Origin of the sequence: Streptomyces yerevanensis (assembly GCF_000716805.1) — a bacterium.
Lineage (GTDB): Bacteria > Actinomycetota > Actinomycetes > Streptomycetales > Streptomycetaceae > Streptomyces > Streptomyces flaveus.
On the sequence record NZ_JNWJ01000021.1, the window covers coordinates 151,247 to 170,169 of the forward strand.

Annotated in this window: 20 protein-coding genes; 13 read left to right on the plus strand and 7 right to left on the minus strand. The window is 69.3% G+C overall.

What is annotated here, in order from left to right:
* Positions 1–92: 92 nt before the first annotated feature.
* Positions 93–905, minus strand: coding sequence for a class I SAM-dependent methyltransferase (locus OP79_RS22740; RefSeq protein ID WP_078491948.1), 813 nt, complete (start codon positions 903–905; stop codon positions 93–95).
* 203 nt (positions 906–1,108) lie between these two features.
* Here OP79_RS22740 and mshA point away from each other — a divergent pair, with 203 nt between their 5' ends.
* On the plus strand, positions 1,109–2,446 hold the full coding sequence (gene mshA / locus OP79_RS22745; protein ID WP_033322283.1) for a D-inositol-3-phosphate glycosyltransferase: 1,338 nt from the start codon (positions 1,109–1,111) through the stop codon (positions 2,444–2,446).
* Entirely contained in the window at positions 2,439–2,948 is a 510-nt protein-coding gene (locus OP79_RS22750; protein WP_033322284.1) for a type III secretion system chaperone family protein, read from the plus strand. The genes mshA and OP79_RS22750 overlap by 8 nt, the downstream gene beginning before the upstream one ends.
* Positions 2,949–2,969: 21 nt before the next feature.
* Here the strand turns inward: OP79_RS22750 and OP79_RS22755 are convergent, their stop codons facing one another.
* Positions 2,970–3,773 carry a helix-turn-helix transcriptional regulator gene (locus tag OP79_RS22755; protein WP_033322285.1) on the minus strand — a complete coding sequence of 268 codons (804 nt, stop codon included), beginning with the start codon at positions 3,771–3,773 and terminating at the stop codon, positions 2,970–2,972.
* On the opposite strand from OP79_RS22755, the gene OP79_RS22760 reads away from it, so the two are divergent.
* Positions 3,772–4,260, plus strand: coding sequence for a DUF2000 family protein (locus OP79_RS22760; RefSeq protein WP_078491949.1), 489 nt, complete (start codon positions 3,772–3,774; stop codon positions 4,258–4,260). The genes OP79_RS22755 and OP79_RS22760 overlap by 2 nt on opposite strands.
* A 70-nt stretch (positions 4,261–4,330) precedes the next feature.
* On the opposite strand, the gene OP79_RS22765 is transcribed toward OP79_RS22760, so the two are convergent.
* Positions 4,331–5,311 carry a helix-turn-helix domain-containing protein gene (locus OP79_RS22765; protein ID WP_033322287.1) on the minus strand — a complete coding sequence of 327 codons (981 nt, stop codon included), beginning with the start codon at positions 5,309–5,311 and terminating at the stop codon, positions 4,331–4,333.
* Positions 5,312–5,597: 286 nt separating this feature from the next.
* On the opposite strand from OP79_RS22765, the gene OP79_RS22770 reads away from it, so the two are divergent.
* From OP79_RS22770 to OP79_RS22785, 4 genes are all read left to right on the plus strand, one after another.
* Entirely contained in the window at positions 5,598–6,419 is an 822-nt protein-coding gene (locus OP79_RS22770; RefSeq protein ID WP_033322288.1) for an alpha/beta fold hydrolase, read from the plus strand.
* Positions 6,420–6,588: 169 nt separating this feature from the next.
* Complete coding sequence (locus tag OP79_RS22775; RefSeq protein WP_033322289.1) at positions 6,589–7,425, plus strand: alpha/beta fold hydrolase; 837 nt, start codon at positions 6,589–6,591, stop codon at positions 7,423–7,425.
* 14 nt (positions 7,426–7,439) lie between these two features.
* Complete coding sequence (locus OP79_RS22780) at positions 7,440–8,234, plus strand: alpha/beta hydrolase (RefSeq protein WP_033322290.1); 795 nt, start codon at positions 7,440–7,442, stop codon at positions 8,232–8,234.
* 182 nt (positions 8,235–8,416) lie between these two features.
* Complete coding sequence (locus OP79_RS22785; protein ID WP_245685415.1) at positions 8,417–9,196, plus strand: class I SAM-dependent methyltransferase; 780 nt, start codon at positions 8,417–8,419, stop codon at positions 9,194–9,196.
* Between the two features lie 398 nt (positions 9,197–9,594).
* Here OP79_RS22785 and OP79_RS22790 read toward each other — a convergent pair whose 3' ends face one another.
* Entirely contained in the window at positions 9,595–10,857 is a 1,263-nt protein-coding gene (locus OP79_RS22790) for an MDR family MFS transporter (protein ID WP_051744825.1), read from the minus strand.
* A 147-nt stretch (positions 10,858–11,004) separates the two neighbouring features.
* On the opposite strand from OP79_RS22790, the gene OP79_RS22795 reads away from it, so the two are divergent.
* Positions 11,005–11,766, plus strand: a complete 762-nt coding sequence (locus OP79_RS22795; protein WP_033322292.1) for a phosphoglyceromutase — start codon at positions 11,005–11,007, stop codon at positions 11,764–11,766.
* A gap of 114 nt (positions 11,767–11,880) precedes the next feature.
* Here OP79_RS22795 and OP79_RS56055 read toward each other — a convergent pair whose 3' ends face one another.
* The gene (locus tag OP79_RS56055; protein WP_169786213.1) at positions 11,881–12,036 is read right to left on the minus strand and encodes a hypothetical protein; all 156 of its coding nucleotides are present in this window, start codon (positions 12,034–12,036) and stop codon (positions 11,881–11,883) included.
* Positions 12,037–12,218: 182 nt separating this feature from the next.
* Entirely contained in the window at positions 12,219–12,896 is a 678-nt protein-coding gene (gene phoU, locus OP79_RS22800) for a phosphate signaling complex protein PhoU (protein ID WP_033322293.1), read from the minus strand.
* Between the two features lie 339 nt (positions 12,897–13,235).
* Here phoU and phoR point away from each other — a divergent pair, with 339 nt between their 5' ends.
* Together phoR and phoP are read left to right on the plus strand one after the other, a co-directional pair.
* On the plus strand, positions 13,236–14,576 hold the full coding sequence (gene phoR / locus OP79_RS22805; protein ID WP_033322294.1) for a two-component system sensor histidine kinase PhoR: 1,341 nt from the start codon (positions 13,236–13,238) through the stop codon (positions 14,574–14,576).
* Positions 14,573–15,253: a two-component system response regulator PhoP gene (gene phoP, locus OP79_RS22810; RefSeq protein WP_033322296.1), complete on the plus strand. Its 681-nt coding sequence runs from the start codon at positions 14,573–14,575 to the stop codon at positions 15,251–15,253. Before phoR ends, phoP begins: the two co-directional genes overlap by 4 nt.
* Positions 15,254–15,388: 135 nt before the next feature.
* Here phoP and OP79_RS22815 read toward each other — a convergent pair whose 3' ends face one another.
* Positions 15,389–16,105, minus strand: a complete 717-nt coding sequence (locus tag OP79_RS22815) for a copper chaperone PCu(A)C domain-containing protein (RefSeq protein ID WP_033322298.1) — start codon at positions 16,103–16,105, stop codon at positions 15,389–15,391.
* Between the two features lie 616 nt (positions 16,106–16,721).
* Here OP79_RS22815 and OP79_RS22820 point away from each other — a divergent pair.
* From OP79_RS22820 to ispF, 3 genes are all read left to right on the plus strand, one after another.
* Complete coding sequence (locus OP79_RS22820; RefSeq protein WP_003953493.1) at positions 16,722–17,204, plus strand: CarD family transcriptional regulator; 483 nt, start codon at positions 16,722–16,724, stop codon at positions 17,202–17,204.
* 441 nt (positions 17,205–17,645) lie between these two features.
* Complete coding sequence (gene ispD, locus OP79_RS22825) at positions 17,646–18,389, plus strand: 2-C-methyl-D-erythritol 4-phosphate cytidylyltransferase (protein ID WP_033322299.1); 744 nt, start codon at positions 17,646–17,648, stop codon at positions 18,387–18,389.
* Entirely contained in the window at positions 18,379–18,894 is a 516-nt protein-coding gene (gene ispF / locus OP79_RS22830) for a 2-C-methyl-D-erythritol 2,4-cyclodiphosphate synthase (protein WP_033322300.1), read from the plus strand. The genes ispD and ispF overlap by 11 nt, the downstream gene beginning before the upstream one ends.
* Positions 18,895–18,923: the final 29 nt, after the last annotated feature.

An 18,923-nucleotide genomic window follows, 5' to 3' on the forward strand; every position in this document is an offset into this window, starting at 1 on the left:
CGATCACGGGTGCGGGGTCACCGGTGCGGGGTCACTGGTACGGGATCGCGGGGATTGCGCGGGATGACAGCTGGGACCACCGGACTGCCGGACTACCCGCGAGGCGCCAACGCCCCCCACCGCACGGTCACTTCGCCCTGCCGCCAGCGCGTCACGCCGTCCGTCACCGGCCAGTCGGCCGTCAGATCGCGTACGGCCCGTATCCAGCGCTGCCGGACGCCGTACGAGGCGTAGGGCGCCGCTGCCGCCCAGGCGCGGTCGAAGTCGCGCAGGAAGGCGTGCACCGGTTCACCCGGGACGTTGCGGTGGATGAGCGCCTTGGGGAGGCGCTCGGCGAGGTCGGAGGGGCGGTCCAGGGAGCCGAGGCGGGTGGCGAAGGTGACGGTGCGCGGGCCCTCGGGGTCGAGGGCGACCCAGACGTGCCGTCGGCCGATCTCGTCGCAGGTGCCCTCGACGAGGAGCCCACCGCGCGAGTTGGCGCACGCCGGCGCGAGACGGGCGCACAGCCGCGCCCAGACCTCGGCCACCTTCGCCTCCTCGTACTGACGCAGCACGTTCGCCGCGCGGATCAGCAAGGGCCGCTCCGGGAGCGGGATCTCGAAGCCGCCGTGCCGGAAGGCGAGCCCCTCGCGCTCGTACGGCCGCGCCGCCGCGACCCGGGCCGGATCGATCTCGACGCCGACCACGCGCGCGCGTGGCGCGACGGTGCGAAGCCGCTGGAGGAGCTCCACCGCGGTCCACGGTGCGGCTCCGTAACCGAGATCGACCGCCACCGCGTCGCCGGCCCGGCGCAGTTCGGCGCCGTGCACCGCGGCGATCCAGCGGTCCATGCGCCGCAGCCGGTTGGGGTTGGTGGTCCCGCGCGTCACCGTTCCCACAGGGCGGCTGGCTGCGCGGGATGTCATGCGTACGAGGGTAGGGGGCGGCTCTGACAGCAAGCCCTGGGTGTGTCCGCCACCACGTCTACGCACGGCAGCCTCGAACGGTTGAGCGAGATTCGGCAATGATTCGGTAAAGAGGAAATGGAGCAGGGCGCTCCGGCGTTCCTGCTTTGGAGGGCACTCCAAGCCCTCCGGTCCGGCATGCCCGCAGCAAGGAGGAACGCCACGTGAGCCAGTACGTGAGCAGGCTCGGGCGTCGCTCACCGGCGGCACCCTCAAGGCTCAGGCTGCACCGCAGGCCACGCCGCGTCGCGATGCTCTCCGTGCACACCTCGCCACTGCACCAGCCCGGCATGGGCGACGCCGGCGGCATGAACGTCTACATCGTGGAGCTGGCCCAGCGACTCGCCGCGATCAACATCGAGGTCGAGATCTTCACGCGCGCGACAACCGGGGGCCTGCCGCCCAAGGTGGAACTCGCGCCCGGCGTCCTCGTACGCCACATCGACGCGGGCCCCTACGAAGGCCTCGCCAAGGAGGACCTGCCCGCCCAGCTGTGCGCCTTCACGCACGGCGTGATGCAGGCCTGGGCCGGCCACCGACCCGGCTACTACGACCTGGTGCACTCGCACTACTGGCTCTCTGGCCACGTCGGCTGGCTGGCCGCCGAACGCTGGGGCGCCCCCCTGGTGCACGCGATGCACACCATGGCGAAGGTCAAGAACGCCGCCCTGGCCGAGGGCGACGCCCCCGAGCCCGCAGCCCGCGTCATCGGCGAGACCCAGATCGTCCGCGCCGCCGACCGCCTCATCGCCAACACCTCCGAAGAGGCCGACGAACTCGTACGCCACTACGACGCCGACCCCGGCAAGGTCGCGGTCGTCCACCCCGGTGTGAACCTCGACCGCTTCCGCCCCGCCGACGGCCGCGCCGCCGCCCGCGCCCGCCTCGGCCTCCCGCAGGACGCCCTGATCCCCCTCTTCGCGGGCCGCATCCAGCCCTTGAAGGCCCCCGACGTACTGCTGCGCGCGGTAGCCGTCCTCCTTCAGGAGCGCCCCGAGCTCCGCTCGAAAATCCTTGTCCCTGTAGTGGGCGGTCCGAGCGGCAGCGGCCTCGCCAAGCCCGAGGGCCTGCAGAAACTCGCCGCCCGCCTGGGCATCGCCGACGTCGTCTGTTTCCGCCCACCCGTCGACCAGGACCAGCTCGCGGACTGGTTCCGGGCCGCCTCCGTCCTCGTGATGCCCTCCTACAGTGAGTCGTTCGGGCTCGTCGCCATAGAGGCGCAGGCGAGTGGCACTCCGGTGCTCGCGGCGGCGGTGGGCGGACTCCCTGTCGCCGTACGCGACAAGGAGACCGGCATTTTGGTCCCCGGCCACGATCCCGTCGACTACGCGCGCGTGCTGCGCGATTTCGCCGACAACCCCGCGCTCCCGGAGCGGATGGGCGAGGCCGCCGCCTGGCACGCCAAGTCCTTCGGCTGGAACACCGCGGCCTCGGCCACCGCGGACGTCTACACGGCGGCGGTCCACGACCACCGCCGTCGCGTACGCTCCCACCATGGCTGACGTACGGCAGGCCACTCAGGCCGCACAGGTCGTCGAGGGCTTCCTCAAGGACGCCGAACTCGAGTGGGAGAGCCCCGAACCCGGCACCTACGTAGTGAAGCTCCCCGGCACCCGCAAGCTCTCCACGACCGTCTCACTGATCGTCGGCAGACACTCCCTCTCCCTCAACGCCTTCGTGATCCGGCACCCCGACGAGAACGAGACCGGCGTCCACCGCTGGCTCCTGGAGCGCAACCTCAAGCTCTACGGCGTCAGTTACGCCGTCGACCCGCTCGGCGACGTCTACGTCACCGGCAAACTCCCCCTGTCCGCCGTCACACCCGACGAGATCGACCGGCTGCTCGGCTCGGTCCTGGAGGCCGCCGACGGCGGTTTCAACACCCTCCTGGAGCTCGGTTTCGCGTCCGCGATCCGCAAGGAGTACGCATGGCGGGTGTCGCGCGGCGAATCGACGCGCAACCTGGACGCGTTCGCGCATCTCACGAAGCCGCGCGGCGACTGACGCCCGGTTCACTGGTCCACATCAGGCGGTACGGGCGTACCGGCCCGGAGTCACACCCACCAACCGCTTGAAGTGACGCGTCAGATGGGACTGGTCGTAGAAGCCGGTCGCCGTGGCCACCTCACTCGGTGCGTGACCGTCGAGAAGCAGGCGACGGGCACGGTCGACCCGGCGGGAGTTCACGTACTGGTGCGGGGGGATACCGAAGGCCGCGCTGAACGCCCGTACCAGATGGGCCGGATGGGCATGCACCAACCGCGCGGCCTCGTCCAGCGCGATGCCCGGGACGAGGCGGGCGTCGAGAAGTTCGCGCAAGGTGTGCGCGACGCCGTGGTCCGGCGACGGCCGTTCCCCGGTCGGACCGGTCAGCCGGGGTCGCAGATGCCCGCGCAGCCGCTCGCCGATGAGCGCGAGCCGGCTCGCGGCTTCCAACTCGTCACCGGGGTGCCTCAGGGCCGAGTGGAGTTGTCCGACTCGGGTGCGCAGTACGGGATCCGCCAGGTCCGGGCCGTCCACCGCCGGGCCGATGAAGCTCTCGTCGAGCTGCGTCGCGTCCAGGTAGATGACGCGCTTGCGGAAGCCGTGCGGGGTCGCGGGCGAGCCGTTGTGCGGCACGTGCGGCGGCAGCAGGGTGACCGTGTCGTGTGGGGTGCCGTGCTCGTGCCGGTCGAGGTCGTAGCGTACGGCGCCGTCGTCGACGATCAGGAGGGTCCACGCGTCGTGTACGTGCATGGGGTACGCGTACTCGGTGAAGTGGGCGTGGAAGACCTCCACGACACCCGGGACACGCGGGCGCCACGCGGAGACTGCACGCTGGGCGACCATGCAAAGAACGTACAAGACGGTGGCGTACGGCGGTTGGCAGTCTCAAGGCATGAACGACGGCATGACAGACGAACCCATTCGCTTCGACACCAAGATCGCCGTACTCCTGAGGGACGACCTGGAGTCCTGGCAGCGCCTGAACGTGGCCGCCTTCCTGGTCAGCGGCCTGGGGACAGAGCTGCCCGAGGTGATCGGAGAGCCGTACGAGGACGCCGACGGAACCCCGTATCTTCCGATGATCCGCCAGCCCGTGATGATCTTCGAGGCCTCCAAGGAGACACTGACCGCGGCTCACAGCCGCGCCCTCACCCGTGCCCTGCCCCGCTCGGTCTTCACCTCCGACCTGTTCACCACGGGCAACGACCGGGACAACCGCGCGGCCGTACGGGCCGTCGCCGCGGGGGAGTTGGACCTGGTGGGCCTCGCGGTGTACGGGCCGCGCAATGGGGTGGACAAGGTGGTGAAGGGGGCGCGGATGCATCCCTGAGGTCCTGGATCTGGTCCCCTTTGCCCGCCACCCTCTCGGCGGGAGGGGCGTCGGGCGTCCAGAGCTGCGTCTAGGGCTCGTCAGGGGTCGGGAGTGCGGCCCGATGGTGAGCGAGTTGCCGCCATTCGCGGGGTGTGGCGCCGTACGTCTGGTGGAAGCGGCGCGAGAAATAGGACGGGTTCGTGAAGCCCCAGGAGCGGGCGACGGCGCCGATCGTGCGGTGGGCGTGCTCGGGCGCGGCCAGGTCTCGGCGCGTGCCTTCCAGACGGCGGCGGACGATCCATTTCTCCAGGCTGAGACCGCCGTCCTCGCACAGCCGGTAGAGGGTCCGTACGGAGATGTTGTGGGCCGTGGCGATGCGCTGAGGCGTGAGGCCGGGATCGGCCAGGTGGGCGCGGATGTAGGCGAGGACGCGGGTGAGGAGGGTGTCCTCCGCGACGGAACGGCGGGTGCGTTCGTCGGCGGCCACCGACACGATGGCGGCGCGGGTGAGGTCCAGGGTGGCGGAGGCGAGGGCCTCGGCGCCGGGATCGGCGCTCAGCCGGTCGGCATCGTGGTGCAGGCCGCGGATGTGCTGCAGGAGCAACGGTCCGATCCGGCTGTGGTGCAGGAGGGGGATCGCGGCGCGGACCAGTTGCTCCGGTAGGCCGAGGCGGTCGGCGTCGACCATGAACGCGACGGACAGCCCGCTGCCGGACCACTCGTACTCGTATCCGGCCGTCTTGTGGGCCAGCGCCAGGGCGTCGCGGCCGACGCGCTGCTGGTGGCCGTTCCAGGTGAAGGCACCCGTGCCCTGGCTCTGGGTGATGATCGAGACGGTGTCCAGGGAGTCGAACCGGGCGTGCCGCGGGGTGCGCCAGATACGCATGCCCGAGCCGTGCGTGGCGAACAGGGTCAACGGGCCGAAAGTCCAGACTTCCAGCTTCTTCCAGATGCCGGCCTCGGGATGTTCGTGCTCGACGGAGCAGCTGCCGCTCTCCCCGACGGCGACGGCGTGAAAGGCGTCGATACGGTCGGCGGCCGGTAACTGTGTCGTGTCCAGGACCAGCATGATCCCCCCAGGTCGGCCGCAGCGACATCTGCGCTGCCGGGTCGTATCCTCGAATTCTCCACACTTTCGGCCTAATTGTGGGCGGAACGTGTGGGTCCTCAAATCCGCGGAAGGGCGCCTGGATCACGGTCGCCCGTCCTGGCCGGCTCAGACGGCCCCAATGCGGCGTGGCAGGCAATGTCGCGGCAGGCAGGGAACAGAACGCGGCGTGCACGGTAAACACCCGCTCCCGCGGCGCTGACAGGATCGCCCGAGTCGCAGACCCCCCGAAGTTGGGAGCATTGCCATGGGCTTCATCTCCACAAACGACGGCACGGAGATCTTCTACAAGGACTGGGGCAGCGGGCAGCCGGTCGTGTTCAGCCACGGCTGGCCGCTGAACGCCGACACCTGGGACGACCAGCTGAACCTGGTCGCCTCGCGCGGCTACCGCGCGATCGCCCACGACCGCCGCGGCCATGGCCGGTCGGCGCAGCCGTGGCACGGCAACGACATGGACACGTACGCCGACGATCTCGCCCAGCTGATCGAGACCCTCGACCTGCACGACGTCGTACTCGTCGGACACTCGACCGGCGGCGGCGAGGTGACCCGCTACATCGGCCGGCACGGCACCGCCCGGGTCGCCAAGGCGGTCCTGCTGGGCGCGGTCCCGCCCCTCATGCTCAAGACGGACGACAATCCCCAGGGGCTGCCGATCGAGGTGTTCGACGGCATCCGCGCGGGTGTGGCAGCCGACCGGTCGCAGTTCTACGCCGAACTCAGCCTGCCCTTCTTCGGTTTCAACCGGCCCGGGGCGGTGGTCTCGCAGGGCCTGCGCGACTCGTTCTGGATGTGGAGCATGCAGGTCGGACTCAAGGGCGCCCTGGACTGCATCCGCGCGTTCTCCGAGACCGACTTCACCGAGGACCTCAAGCGTTTCGACGTACCCACGCTGATCGCGCACGGCGACGACGACCAGATCGTCCCCATCGCGGCTAGCGCCCTGGAAACGGTCAAGCTCGTCAAGGACGCGAGGCTGAAGGTCTATCCGGGCGCTCCGCACGGACTGGTGGGCGCGTACAAGGACGAGTTCAACGCCGACCTGCTCACGTTCCTGTCCTCCTGAACCTCCGTCCTTGTCCTCCTGAACCCCCCGTCACCTCGTAGGCGGCTCACCCGTGCCGTCATGACCACGCACGACGGCACCACGACGGCACAGAGAGCACAGATCGGCACATCACGGCACCCGCGGACAGCTCAGCGCACTCCAACCCTCCTTTCCGAAAGGGTTCTTCATGCGTGTTCCTGCACTGCGCCGACTGATGACGGCACTGGCCGCCGTCGTTCTCATCGTGGCCGGGGCGGTCTCCGCACAGGCGACGTCCCAGAGACCCACGCAGGCCGAGCAGGCCGGGGCGAAGGGACCGAAGCCGACCGTCGTGCTCGTACACGGCGCGTTCGCCGACGCCTCCGGCTTCGACGACACCATCGCACTGCTGCAGAAGTCCGGCTTTCCGGTTCTCGCCCCGGCCAACCCCCTGCGTGACACCGCGGGCGACGCCGCCTACATCTCCAGGTTCCTCGACACCATTCCCGGCCCGGTGATCCTGGCCGCCCACTCCTACGGCGGCGTCGTCATCACCAATGCCGCGCGCGGCCACGCCAACGTCAAGGCCCTGGTGTATCTGGGGGCGTTCGCGCCCGACGAGGGCGAGAGCGCGCTGCAGCTGGCACAGCAGTTCCCCGGAAGTGAGCTGGGCGCCGCTCTCGTCCCACGCCCCTACCCGCTGCCCGGCGGCGAGGGCACCGACGGCTACATCGCACCCGAGAAGTTCCGCGCGGTGTTCGCCGCCGATCTGCCCGCTTCCAGGACCCGTCTGATGGCGGCCACCCAGCGTCCCGGCTCCGTCGAGGGCCTCAGCGGCGGAAGCGGCATCCCGGCCTGGAAGTCCATCCCGTCCTGGTACCTGATCCCGACCCAGGACAAGGTCATCCCGCCCGCCGTCCAGCGGTTCATGGCCAAGCGCGCCGGCAGCAGGGTGACCGAGATCCGGTCCTCGCACGTGGTCATGATGTCCCACCCGGACGCCGCCGCCCGCATCATCAACGCGGCCTACGCCGCGACCCGTTGAAGGAGCGAAGGCTCATGAAACCCGACACCATCGTCCTGGTCCACGGCTTCTGGGTGACCCCGCGCAGCTGGGAGCACTGGATCACCCGCTACCAGTCCCAGGGCTTCCGGGTGCTGGCCCCCGCCTACCCCGGATTCGAGGTGGAGGTGGAGGCCCTCAACGCCGACCCCACCCCGATCGAGGAACTCTCCCTCCCCGCGGTCGTCGCGTCCCTGGAGAAGCTGATCGACGGCCTTGACACCAAGCCGATCATCATGGGCCACTCCGCCGGCGGGGCGATCACCCAGATCCTGCTGGACCACGGATACGGCAGCGCCGGCGTGGCCATGAACTCCGTACCCACCGAAGGCGTCGTCACGGTCCCGTTCTCCCAGCTGAAGGCGGCCTTCCCCGTGCTGAAGAACCCCGCCAACCGGCACAAGGCGGTCGGGCTCACCTTCGACCAGTGGCGGTACGCCTTCACCAACACCTTCCCCGAGGACGAGGCCCGCGCCCTGTACGAGCGCTACCACGTCCCCGCATCCGGGCACGTCTTCTGGGAGAACGTGCTGGCCAACATCCAGCCCGGCCACGCCGACACGTACGTCGACTACCACAACGACGACCGGGCGCCGCTGCTGTTCATCGCGGGCGAGAACGATCATCTGATGCCACCGAAGGTCCAGCGGTCCAACGCCAAGCACTACAAGTCGAACACCGCCGTCACCGAGGTCGTCGAGTACGCCGGCCGATCCCACCTGATGCCCGCCCAGAAGGGCTGGGAGGAGATCGCCGACCATGCCCTGAGCTGGGCCCTCGATCACTCCTGACACACACCGGCCGACTTCGGACGGGCCGCTCGGGCTGGGCGGTCCGTCCGAAGGCATGCGGGCACCAGGTCGTCGGGGGACCGGTCTCAGGTTCAGCGGATAGCGATCATCTCGTGCGAGAGGTTCCCCGTGTGGCGGATGCCCCGCAGGGTGGGGGTATGACGGTGGGATTCAGTGGCGCTGTGGCCGAGTACTACGCAGAGTTCCGGCGTGGGTACCCCTCCCAGGTTTTCGATGCCTTGCAAGAAGCCTTCGAGTTGTCGGAAGCCGATGTCGTGCTCGACGTGGGGTGTGGCACTGGCCAGCTCGCCCTTCCCTTCGCTTCCCGAGTTCGTTCCGTGGTGGGAATGGACCCCGAGCCGGACATGCTGCGGCTGGCCCGGGACGCGGCCGATGACCAGGGGATCCGGAACGCGACCTGGATGCTCGGTGCCGACACCGACGTTCCGGCACTGAGGGCACTGATGGGGGAGCGGTCGCTGGCGCTGACGGTCATCGGACAGGCGCTTCACTGGATGCAGCACGACGAACTCTTCCGTACTGTGACCCCGCTGCTCCGTAGGGGCGGAGGCATCGCGGTGATTTCGAACGGAACGCCGCTGTGGCTCCAGGACACCGCATGGTCCCGTGCCCTGCGCGGGTGTCTGGAAGGGTGGTTCGGCACCACGCTGGAAGCGTCCTGCGGCACCAGCAGCCACGACAGGCTGAGATACGCCCAGGCTCTGAAGCGCGCGGGTTTCGTCGATGTGCGGGAACTGGCGGTCGAATACAGCGGTGAGCTGAGCTTCGATCAGCTGTTCGGCGGAGTGTGTTCGGCAATCCCCGCGGATCAGTTGCCCGGACCGGACGACCGCGTCGTCTTCGCCGAACGTATCCGGCAAGCACTCCCCGCGGACGAGCGGTTCACTGAGCATGTGAGGGTGTCCACGCTCGTGGGACAGGTCGGGGACTTGGATTCTTAGTCGGCTGCCGCACCGGCTCATGCTCGGGTCTGGGCGAGGCGGTAGGAGGCCGTGTCCGGTTTCGATGATGGCCGCGTCGAAGGTGAGTCGGTCGACCGGGCCGGCAGGAGCCGCCCGGCCCGCACCGTCGTCGTTCAGGTCGGCGTATGCAAGCGCCCGGTCGACATGGAACCGCGCGCGCCACGTCGGCGGCAGTGACGCCAGATCAGGTACGGCCCGGGCTGCGCGAAGCGCGTCCGAGCCCTCTCCCATCTCCACAAGGAAGTTGACCTTGGCCACACAGGCGTTGGTCGGGCCGAACGGCGTGGCGTAGTCGATCCGGTCGGTGCCGATCCGGGCAGCCGCCGCACTGGCCGTGTTGAGAAGATCTCGGGCCGTGTCCCGCCGTTCCAGTGAGGTCAGGCCGCCTGCTCGGGCAGGCGCTTCGACGCCCCGCCCTCCGACCGTCGAGCGGAGGGCTCCTCCTCCGGCAGCCCCCGCATCAGCACCCAGTACCCGACCCCCGCCACCGTCCCCACCACCGCACACGCCCCCCACAGCCACTCCGTCCCGAGCCCGTCGACGATGCCGCCCGCCATCAGCGGCGCGACGAGGCTGGCCACCGGCCAGGCCGATGCGTAGACGCCCTGGTAGCGGCCCCGGCCGTGCAGGGGCGAGAGGCGGACGACCAGGCCCATCTGGACGGGAGCGATGACGATCTCGCCGAGGGACCAGACGCACACGGTGAGCGCGATGAGTCCGACCGATCCGGCGAAGGCGGTGAGGCCGAAGCCGTACCCCGCGAGGAGGGACGAGATGACGAGCAGCCGCCCGGGATCCCGGTCTTCGAGGAAGCGGGTGACGGGGATCTGAAGGACGACGATCAGTACGCCGTTGATGGCGATCACCATGCCGTAGTCGGCGGGCGCGAACCCCGCCTGACCCATCGCCACCGGCAGCCCCACCATCCCCTGCATGAAGATCAGCGCGACGAGGAAGAACAGCCCGACCATGGCCATGAACCGGCCATCGCGCAGAACGGTGCCGAGGCCCACCTCCTCAGCCGCCTTCTCCTTCTCCGTACGAACGGGCCTGGACTCCGGCAACTTGGCGAAGACGACGATCGCGCAGACAAGCGTCATCCCGGCCTCGATCAGGAACCCGGCGACATAGCTGTACTCGGCGATGAACCCGGCGGCCACCGACGAGATCGCGAACCCGAGGTTGATTGCCCAGTAGTTGAGGGACAGGGCGCGCACCCGGTCCTCGGGCCGGACGATGTCGGCCACCATCGCCTGCACGGCGGGCCGAGAGGCGCTGCTGGTCGCGCCGACCAGGAAGGCGACGGCGGCGATCGCGAACGGGTGCTGCATGAAGCCAAGGAGCGCGACGCTCGCGGCCGTCGACGACTGGGCGATGAGCAGGGTGGGCCGGCGCCCGAGCCGGTCGGTCAGCACGCCCGCGACGATGGAGGAGACGACCCCGCCGAGCCCGTGAAGTGCGACGACGAGACCGGCGTACGAGGCGGAGTAGCCGCGTTCGAGGGTGAGATACAGGGCCATGAAGGTGGCGACGAAGGCCCCGAGCCGGTTGACGAGCGTGCTCAGCCACAGCCACCAGAACGCGCGGGGTAAGCCGGAGACGGATTCGCGGACGGCGCTTTTCATGGCGGCGCGTGACATCGGATCCCCCGGATGTAAGCGGCTCAGACTCCCTCTGGAGCTTACAAGCGGCCTGCTCGGCGAGGCCAGTCAATTTCCGCGTACCGTCAACTGTCCGGCTGCCGGGCAGCCACACGACGGCTTCAGGGCGTCTATTACGCTCAGGGCATGGCCGACGCACCGTACAAGCTGATCCTCCTCCGCCACGGCGAGAGCGAATGGAACGCGAAGAACCTGTTCACCGGCTGGGTGGACGTCAACCTCAACGAAAAGGGCGAGAAGGAGGCAGTCCGCGGCGGTGAGCTGCTCAAGGACGCCGGCCTGCTGCCCGACGTCGTGCACACCTCCCTCCAGAAGCGCGCCATCCGCACCGCGCAGCTCGCGCTGGAGTCCGCCGACCGCCTCTGGATCCCGGTCCACCGCAGCTGGCGCCTGAACGAGCGTCACTACGGCGCACTCCAGGGCAAGGACAAGGCACAGACGCTCGCCGAGTTCGGCGAGGAGCAGTTCATGCTGTGGCGCCGCTCGTACGACACGCCCCCGCCGCCGCTGGACCGCGACGCCGAGTACTCGCAGTTCGAGGACCCGCGCTACGCGACCCTCCCGCCGGAGCTGCGCCCGCAGACGGAGTGCCTCAAGGACGTCGTCGTCCGCATGCTCCCGTACTGGTTCGACGGCATCGTCCCCGACCTCCTCACCGGCCGCACGGTCCTGGTGGCGGCCCACGGCAACTCGCTGCGCGCCCTCGTCAAGCACCTCGACGGCATCTCGGACGCGGACATCGCGGGCCTGAACATCCCGACGGGCATCCCGCTGTCGTACGAACTCGACGCCGACTTCAAGCCGGTCAATCCGGGCGGTACGTACCTGGACCCGGATGCGGCTGCGGCGGCGATCGAGGCTGTGAAGAATCAGGGCAAGAAGAAGTAACTTTCCCGCATTGAGCCCTCTGCCTCCGGTTTCTCCGGAGGCAGAGGGCTCTTCGTTGTGCTGGGGCCCGCGCTGGGCTGTTCAAGCCGTACAAGTCCTACGACCAGTGCGTCGTCAACCGCACTGGCAAGGACTCCCCGACTGGCAGCCGCACTTGCAGCCCGAACCGCAGCCGCAGGCGGCGACAAGCGGGAGGCTGATGATCTCGGCGGGCTGCTCCGTCTCGCGCTCCCGGGTCGGGTCGGGAGTGGTGGTGGGGGATTCGGCCATGGTCCCTCCTTGAAGGCTGGTGCCTACGCCCATTGCAGGCCCTCACCGTCCGGCGTATCAACGGCGCACCGAGGCTCCCACGCCCCGACCACGAGCCCGTACGCCCGTGCAACGGAACCGCACGCCCCCGCAACAGGCCCATACGCCCTCGCAACCCGCCCGTACGCCCCACAGCGGAGCGCTTACGCCCCCTCAACCCCCGTCACAGGCTGTATCTCGTCCGCGTGCTCCCCCGTCACCAGGTACACCACCCGGTTCGCCACCGACACCGCATGGTCCGCGAAGCGCTCGTAGTAGCGGCCCAGCAGAGTGACGTCGACGGCCGTCTCGATGCCGTGCTTCCAGCGGTCGTCCATGAGGTGCTGGAAGAGGGCGCGGTGCAACGTGTCCATCGCGTCGTCGTCCTGCTCCAGCTGGAGCGCGAGGTCGACGTCCTTCGTGACGATGACCTCCGCCGCCTTCGCCATCAGGCGCTGAGCGAGCTGGCCCATCTCCAGGATCGTGGCGTGCAGGTCCTGCGGGACGGCGCGCTCCGGGAAGCGGAGGCGGGCGAGCTTCGCGACATGCTGGGCCAGGTCGCCCGAGCGCTCGAGGTCCGCGCTCATCCGCAGCGACGTGACCACGATCCGCAGATCCGTCGCCACCGGCTGCTGCCGCGCCAGCAGGGCGATCGCCCGCGCCTCGAGCTCGTGCTGGAGATCGTCGACCTTCTGGTCGCCCGCGATCACGGTCTCCGCCAGCTTCAGATCGGAGTCGAGGATCGCCGTCGTGGCGCGCCCGATCGCCGACCCGACGAGCCGGGCCATCTCGACCAGGCCCTCGCCGATCGAGTCAAGTTCCTCGTGGTACGCGTCGCGCATCAGGATGTCCCTCTCTTACGTCAGCTTCCGGATCCCGTACATGGATCCACGTACACGGTTCCCCATGCACGATTCCCCTGCGGGATTCCAAGGGGCTCGCGTACCCCACGCTTCCACGGTCCGGCCTGAACGCGTCCGTTTCCGCCACCTCAAATGAACCATCTCTATCACCCAGGTGAACTATGGGCGACATCGCACCTCGCCACCGGTATGCCTTCCGTGAGTCCGCTCGCAGTAAGTGAACCGACACGGTCTCCACGGTGAACTCTGGGCGACGAGTGCTCGAGCTGACACTCTGGGCGCTGTAAGGGGGGCGTACGTCATGCCTAACCTGGAGCCATGGACGTGAACGCGGCGGTCGCCGCAGCGGCAGCGATCGCCGGTGTGCTCACCGGCGTCATCGCCATGCTGGCGTTCCGCTGGAGCGAGCGCGAGCAGAAGCGGCCGACGCGCACGTCGCTGCACACGGACCCGGTGCTTCCGCCGGGCGTCGACACGGTCCTGTCCGTGCTCCGCTCCTCCGCCGTCGTGCTCGACGAGGCCGACGCCGTGGTGAAGGCCAGCTCCGCCGCGTACGCCCTCGGTCTTGTACGCGGCGGGAAACTCGCCGTCGAGCCCATGCTGCAGATGGCCCGCGACACCCGGCGCGACGGCGAGATACGGCAGGTCGAGCTGGACCTGCCCCGCCGCGGCACCGGCCGCGGAGAAGCCCTCGCCGTGTCCGCCCGCGTCGCCCCGCTGGGCTCCCGCCTCGTACTCCTCCTCGTCGAGGACCTCACCGAGGCCCGCCGCATCGAGGCCGTACGACGCGACTTCGTCGCCAACGTCAGCCACGAACTCAAGACCCCTGTCGGCGCGCTCAGCCTCCTCTCCGAGGCGGTCATGGGCGCCTCCGACGATCCGGAAGCCGTCGAGCGCTTCGCCGGACGCATGCAGATAGAGGCCACCCGCCTCACCAACCTCGTCCAGGAACTCATCGACCTCTCCCGGGTCCAGAACGACGACCCCCTCGAGGACGCCGAGCCCGTACGCGTGGACGAACTCGTCGCCGAGGCCATCGACCGCTGCCGCCACCAGGCCGGCACCAAGCAGATCACCATGGCCGCCAATGTGGGGGGCGGGCCCATGGGGGCCTCGGACGAAGACGGCGGCGGGCGACAGGCGGAAACCGCCGACCTGCAGATCTGGGGCAACCGCGGCCAGCTGGCCGCCGCCCTCGGCAACCTCGTCGAGAACGCCGTGAACTACTCGCCCGCCCGTACGCGCGTGGGAATCGCCGCGCGCCGGGTCCCCGCCCCCGGCGGAGACCTCATCGAGGTCGCCGTCACCGACCAGGGCATCGGCATCTCCGAGAAGGACCGCGAGCGCGTCTTCGAGCGCTTCTACCGCGTCGACCCGGCCCGCTCCCGCCACACCGGCGGTACGGGACTGGGCCTGGCGATCGTCAAGCACGTGGCCGCCTCGCACGGCGGGGAGGTCACGGTGTGGAGCTCCGAGGGTCAGGGCTCCACCTTCACCCTCCGGCTGCCGGAGGCGGGCGTGGCCCGCGACCGCGCGACCGACCACATGTCCGGACTCGCCGACGACGTCGACGACGGGCCGCCCGACGGAACGACCACCGTCACAACCCCCACAACATCCCCGTACGAATCGCTTTCTGCCCCGGAGGTCCTTCCGTGACCCGAGTGCTCGTCGTCGAGGACGAGGAGTCCTTCAGCGACGCCCTGTCCTACATGCTCCGCAAGGAGGGCTTCGAGGTCGCCATCGCGACCACCGGGCCCGATGGCCTCGACGAGTTCGAGCGCAACGGCGCCGATCTCGTCCTGCTCGACCTGATGCTGCCCGGACTGCCCGGCACCGAAGTGTGCCGTCAGCTGCGCAGCCGCTCGAACGTCCCGGTGATCATGGTCACCGCCAAGGACAGCGAGATCGACAAGGTCGTCGGCCTGGAAATAGGAGCCGACGACTATGTGACCAAGCCCTTCTCCTCACGCGAGCTGGTCGCCCGCATCCGCGCCGTACTGCGCCGCCGCGGCGAGCCCGAGGAGGTCACCCCCGCCGCACTGGAGGCCGGCCCGGTCCGTATGGACGTCGACCGTCACGTGGTCACCGTCTCCGGCTCCAAGGTCGACCTCCCCCTCAAGGAGTTCGACCTCCTGGAGATGCTGCTGCGCAACGCGGGCCGCGTGCTGACCCGTATGCAGCTCATCGACCGTGTCTGGGGCGCCGACTACGTGGGCGACACCAAGACCCTCGACGTCCACGTCAAGCGCCTCCGCGCCAAGATCGAGCCGGACCCGGGCGCGCCGCGGTACCTGGTGACGGTCAGAGGCCTCGGGTACAAGTTCGAGCCGTAAACCGAACCTCTCGCACGCTGAGCACGACGAAGGGCGGGAACCCCGGCAAGCGCCGGGGTTCCCGCCCTTCGTGCGTACGAGAAGAAGCCGCGTACGTACGAGAATTCCGTGGCCGTACGCCGCTCAGCCGCCCGCTCAGTCCTCCCCGACCGCGTTCTCGCCGCCCTCGGGAGCCGTGGGCGTCACGCTCTGCGAGGCCGCGTCCGTGGCGCCCTGCCCGGCCTCGCCCGCGCCGGCCTCACCGGCCCCCGGCTCGGTCGGCGTGGCCGACGGGGACTGGGACGGAGACCCAGTGGGGCTCGGGCTCCCGGATCCCTCGGAACCCGGCGCCTGGGGAGTCGCGGACGGCCCCCACTCGGCGTAGAAACCGTCGGCCGGGACGACGAACGCCCGCAGCTTCACCTCACCCGTCTCGCTGAAGGAGAAGGTGACCGGCTGCGCGTCACCGTCCTCCAAGGCCTCGCTGCTGCCGGTCACCACAGCGGAGGCGTTGCCCTTGCCGCCGAGGATCACCGAGCCGTCGGCCGGGACCGTGATCGGGCCGGTGCCCTCTGCGGGCCTGAGCGTGACGGGGTCCTCGACGCCCTCCACGCGGATCGACTCCAGCGTCTCGTCGCTCCCGCCGTTGTTGAACAGGGTCGCGGAGATCGCGGCCGGGCCCGTCGACTCCGGGTCGGGCTGGGTGATCACCACGGCGTTCTGGATCTCGATGTCGCCGACGCTGGTCGCGGCGTGGTCCGGCTTGATCTCCAGCGACTGGGCGTTGTTTCCGGCGCCGCACGCGGCGAGCGAGGCGATCGAGAACGCGATGGCGGCGGCGGCGAGGGCGCCGCGTCGAAGGCTGCTGCTCACGGCGGCGGCAACTCCTTGAACGCAGGGGTGGCGGCTTTATAAAACCGCCCTAAGGGTCTGTCAGCGGCTTCAGGTTACCGATCCGCCACTGCGCCCCCGCACCCGACCCTCCCCAGCCCTCGACTTCGCTCGAACCGGGGGACCCACCTACGGTTCTCCCGCCCCCGTCACGACCGTCGCGCCGAGGGCACGCCCCTCGTATCACTCCGCCATGTCTTTGCAACAAAGAGCACGCGAGCCACGTTGACAACATTTCCCATAAGGAATGCGTTCAGGGGTCCGTAAGAGAATTGATCTTCGGCCTGTCGTGATCAATTCCGGATTCGTCTCGCACCCGCCCCCGATCACCGAACGGAGTAGCGCAAGTCCCACCCTCGGAACCCGACAAATCTGGACGTTCGGCCACGCGGGGAAGCCTGTGAAGCCTTGTAACGGGCGGGTTTCGCCTCCCCCGAGGAACCGCTCCGACCTGCGAATACCCCCTTCCGTCGCCTCCTCGAAGCACGTTCCTGTCGCTGTTGTCAAGCCCCGAGATGTGCCCTGACCTGCGAAAACGCCATTCAGAAGATGCGGTTCTCGTGTTACTCTGGATAGCCACGGAAGGGGTACCTGTCACATGACGTTCAAGGTTGGCGACACCGTGGTCTATCCCCATCACGGGGCCGCGCTGATCGAGGCCATCGAAACTCGTCAGATCAAAGGCGTGGACAAGACCTACTTGGTGCTGAAGGTCGCTCAGGGCGACCTGACGGTGCGTGTGCCAGCGGACAATGCGGAGTTCGTCGGCGTGCGTGATGTGGTCGGTCAGGACGGGCTGGACCGGGTCTTCGAAGTGCTGCGCGCGCCGTATGCCGAGGAGCCCACGAACTGGTCGCGTCGTTACAAGGCAAATCTCGAGAAGCTCGCCTCCGGCGATGTCATCAAGGTCGCGGAAGTCGTCCGTGACCTGTGGCGTCGTGAGCGTGAGCGTGGACTCTCCGCCGGCGAGAAGCGCATGCTCGCCAAAGCTCGGCAGATCCTGGTGAGCGAGCTCGCCCTCGCGGAGAACACGAACGAGGACAAGGCCGAGGCCCTGCTCGACGAGGTCCTCGCGTCCTGACGCCCGTCACTCTCTGATCGCTTCCGACCAGAAGCGAAACGAGCGGTTCGGCGTACGCAATTGAAATGCCGCGGTGCCCGATGACGTAAGTTCTGTCGCCGGGCGCTGCGGCATGCTCGTACCCAGAACACCGTACGACCGTACTCCGGAGGCTGGGTAATGGATTTCCGGCCGCCGATACTTGGCGTGCCGGGCCCGGGCAGCTGGCTCGACCAGATGTCACGGAAGGGTCCCCGGTCAAGGCGTCGCGCCCGGCACGCTGAGGCCATACCCACACAGGCCCGGTCGTCAAACCGGCGCGAACCGGCGGGTCAAACCGGTGCGTGCCGGGCGGTGTTCGTGGACGCCGGATTGACGTCCGGTGGACGCCGGACCGACGACAGGACGTGACCGTACACACCCCGTACGCACCCGTACGTACACATACCCGACAGGGAGCCGATGTCTGACGATTCACGCCGTTCCGGGGCCGGCACCGCGGCCGTGATCCCGGCCGCGGGCCGAGGCGTGCGCCTCGGCCCGGGCGCCCCCAAAGCGCTGCGCGCGCTGAACGGCACTCCCATGCTCATTCACGCCGTACGCGCGATGGCCGCGTCGCGCGCCGTCTCGCTGGTCGTCGTCGTGGCGCCGCCCGACGGTGCCGCCGAGGTCAAGTCGCTCTTGGACACGCACTCGCTGCCCGAGCGGACCGACTTCCTCGTCGTGCCCGGCGGCGACACCCGGCAGGAGTCCGTGAAGCTCGGCCTCGATGTGCTGCCGCCCGGCATCGACATCGTGCTCGTGCACGACGCGGCCCGGCCGCTGGTGCCCGTCGACACGGTCGACGCGGTCATCGAGGCGGTACGGGACGGGGCCCCCGCCGTCGTACCGGCGCTGCCACTCACGGACACCGTCAAAGAGGTCGAGCCGCGTACCGACGGCTCGCCCGAGCCGGTCGTCGCCACTCCCGAACGGGGTCGGCTGCGTGCCGTACAGACTCCGCAGGGCTTTGACCGGGACACCCTGCTGCACGCCCACGAGACCGTCACGGACGGGGTCACCGACGACGCGAGCATGGTCGAGCAGCTGGGCAAGCCCGTCGTGGTCGTGCCGGGGCACGAGGAGGCGTTCAAGGTCACCCGGCCGCTCGATCTGGTGCTGGCCGAGGCGGTACTGGCGCGGCGGAGGGCGACCGATGGCTTCTGAGGCGCCCCTGCCCTTCGTGTTGCCGCAGGTCGGGATCGGTACCGACGTTCACGCCTTCGAGGAGGGGCGGGAGCTGTGGTGCGCCGGGCTGAAGTGGGAGGACGAAGGGCCGGGGCTCGCCGGGCACTCCGACGCGGACGTCGTCGCGCACGCCGCCTGCAACGCGCTCTTCTCCGCCGCCGGGCTCGGTGACCTCGGCGCTCACTTCGGTACCGGGCGGCCCGAGTGGTCCGGGGCGTCCGGCATCACGCTGCTCACCGAGGCGGCCCGAATCGTCCGTTCCGCAGGCTTCACCATCGGCAACGTCGCCGTTCAGGTCGTCGGGCCTCGGCCCAAGATCGGCAAACGCCGCGACGAGGCGCAGAAGTTGCTCTCCGATGCGGTGGGGGCGCCTGTGTCGGTCTCGGGCGCCACGACGGACGGCCTCGGCTTTCCGGGGCGCGACGAGGGGTTGCTGGCGGTCGCTACGGCGCTTGTCGTTCGCACGCCTGCCTCCGGCGGTTGAGCAGTTGGGTTCGTTGTTTAGTGCGGGTG

What these genes read in the sequence shown, in the direction of transcription:
- OP79_RS22790 (WP_051744825.1), bottom strand. Translation starts at nt 10,857, where the DNA reads ATGTCACGCGCCGCCATGAAAAGCGCCGTCCGCGAATCCGTCTCCGGC.
- phoR (WP_033322294.1), top strand. Translation starts at nt 13,236, where the DNA reads ATGGACGTGAACGCGGCGGTCGCCGCAGCGGCAGCGATCGCCGGTGTG.
- ispD (WP_033322299.1), top strand. Translation starts at nt 17,646, where the DNA reads ATGTCTGACGATTCACGCCGTTCCGGGGCCGGCACCGCGGCCGTGATC.
- OP79_RS22750 (WP_033322284.1), top strand. Translation starts at nt 2,439, where the DNA reads ATGGCTGACGTACGGCAGGCCACTCAGGCCGCACAGGTCGTCGAGGGC.
- OP79_RS22795 (WP_033322292.1), top strand. Translation starts at nt 11,005, where the DNA reads ATGGCCGACGCACCGTACAAGCTGATCCTCCTCCGCCACGGCGAGAGC.
- OP79_RS22740 (WP_078491948.1), bottom strand. Translation starts at nt 905, where the DNA reads ATGACATCCCGCGCAGCCAGCCGCCCTGTGGGAACGGTGACGCGCGGG.
- ispF (WP_033322300.1), top strand. Translation starts at nt 18,379, where the DNA reads ATGGCTTCTGAGGCGCCCCTGCCCTTCGTGTTGCCGCAGGTCGGGATC.
- OP79_RS22770 (WP_033322288.1), top strand. Translation starts at nt 5,598, where the DNA reads ATGGGCTTCATCTCCACAAACGACGGCACGGAGATCTTCTACAAGGAC.
- OP79_RS22765 (WP_033322287.1), bottom strand. Translation starts at nt 5,311, where the DNA reads ATGCTGGTCCTGGACACGACACAGTTACCGGCCGCCGACCGTATCGAC.
- OP79_RS22820 (WP_003953493.1), top strand. Translation starts at nt 16,722, where the DNA reads ATGACGTTCAAGGTTGGCGACACCGTGGTCTATCCCCATCACGGGGCC.
- OP79_RS22775 (WP_033322289.1), top strand. Translation starts at nt 6,589, where the DNA reads ATGCGTGTTCCTGCACTGCGCCGACTGATGACGGCACTGGCCGCCGTC.
- OP79_RS22760 (WP_078491949.1), top strand. Translation starts at nt 3,772, where the DNA reads ATGCAAAGAACGTACAAGACGGTGGCGTACGGCGGTTGGCAGTCTCAA.
- OP79_RS22780 (WP_033322290.1), top strand. Translation starts at nt 7,440, where the DNA reads ATGAAACCCGACACCATCGTCCTGGTCCACGGCTTCTGGGTGACCCCG.
- OP79_RS56055 (WP_169786213.1), bottom strand. Translation starts at nt 12,036, where the DNA reads ATGGCCGAATCCCCCACCACCACTCCCGACCCGACCCGGGAGCGCGAG.
- OP79_RS22755 (WP_033322285.1), bottom strand. Translation starts at nt 3,773, where the DNA reads ATGGTCGCCCAGCGTGCAGTCTCCGCGTGGCGCCCGCGTGTCCCGGGT.
- phoU (WP_033322293.1), bottom strand. Translation starts at nt 12,896, where the DNA reads ATGCGCGACGCGTACCACGAGGAACTTGACTCGATCGGCGAGGGCCTG.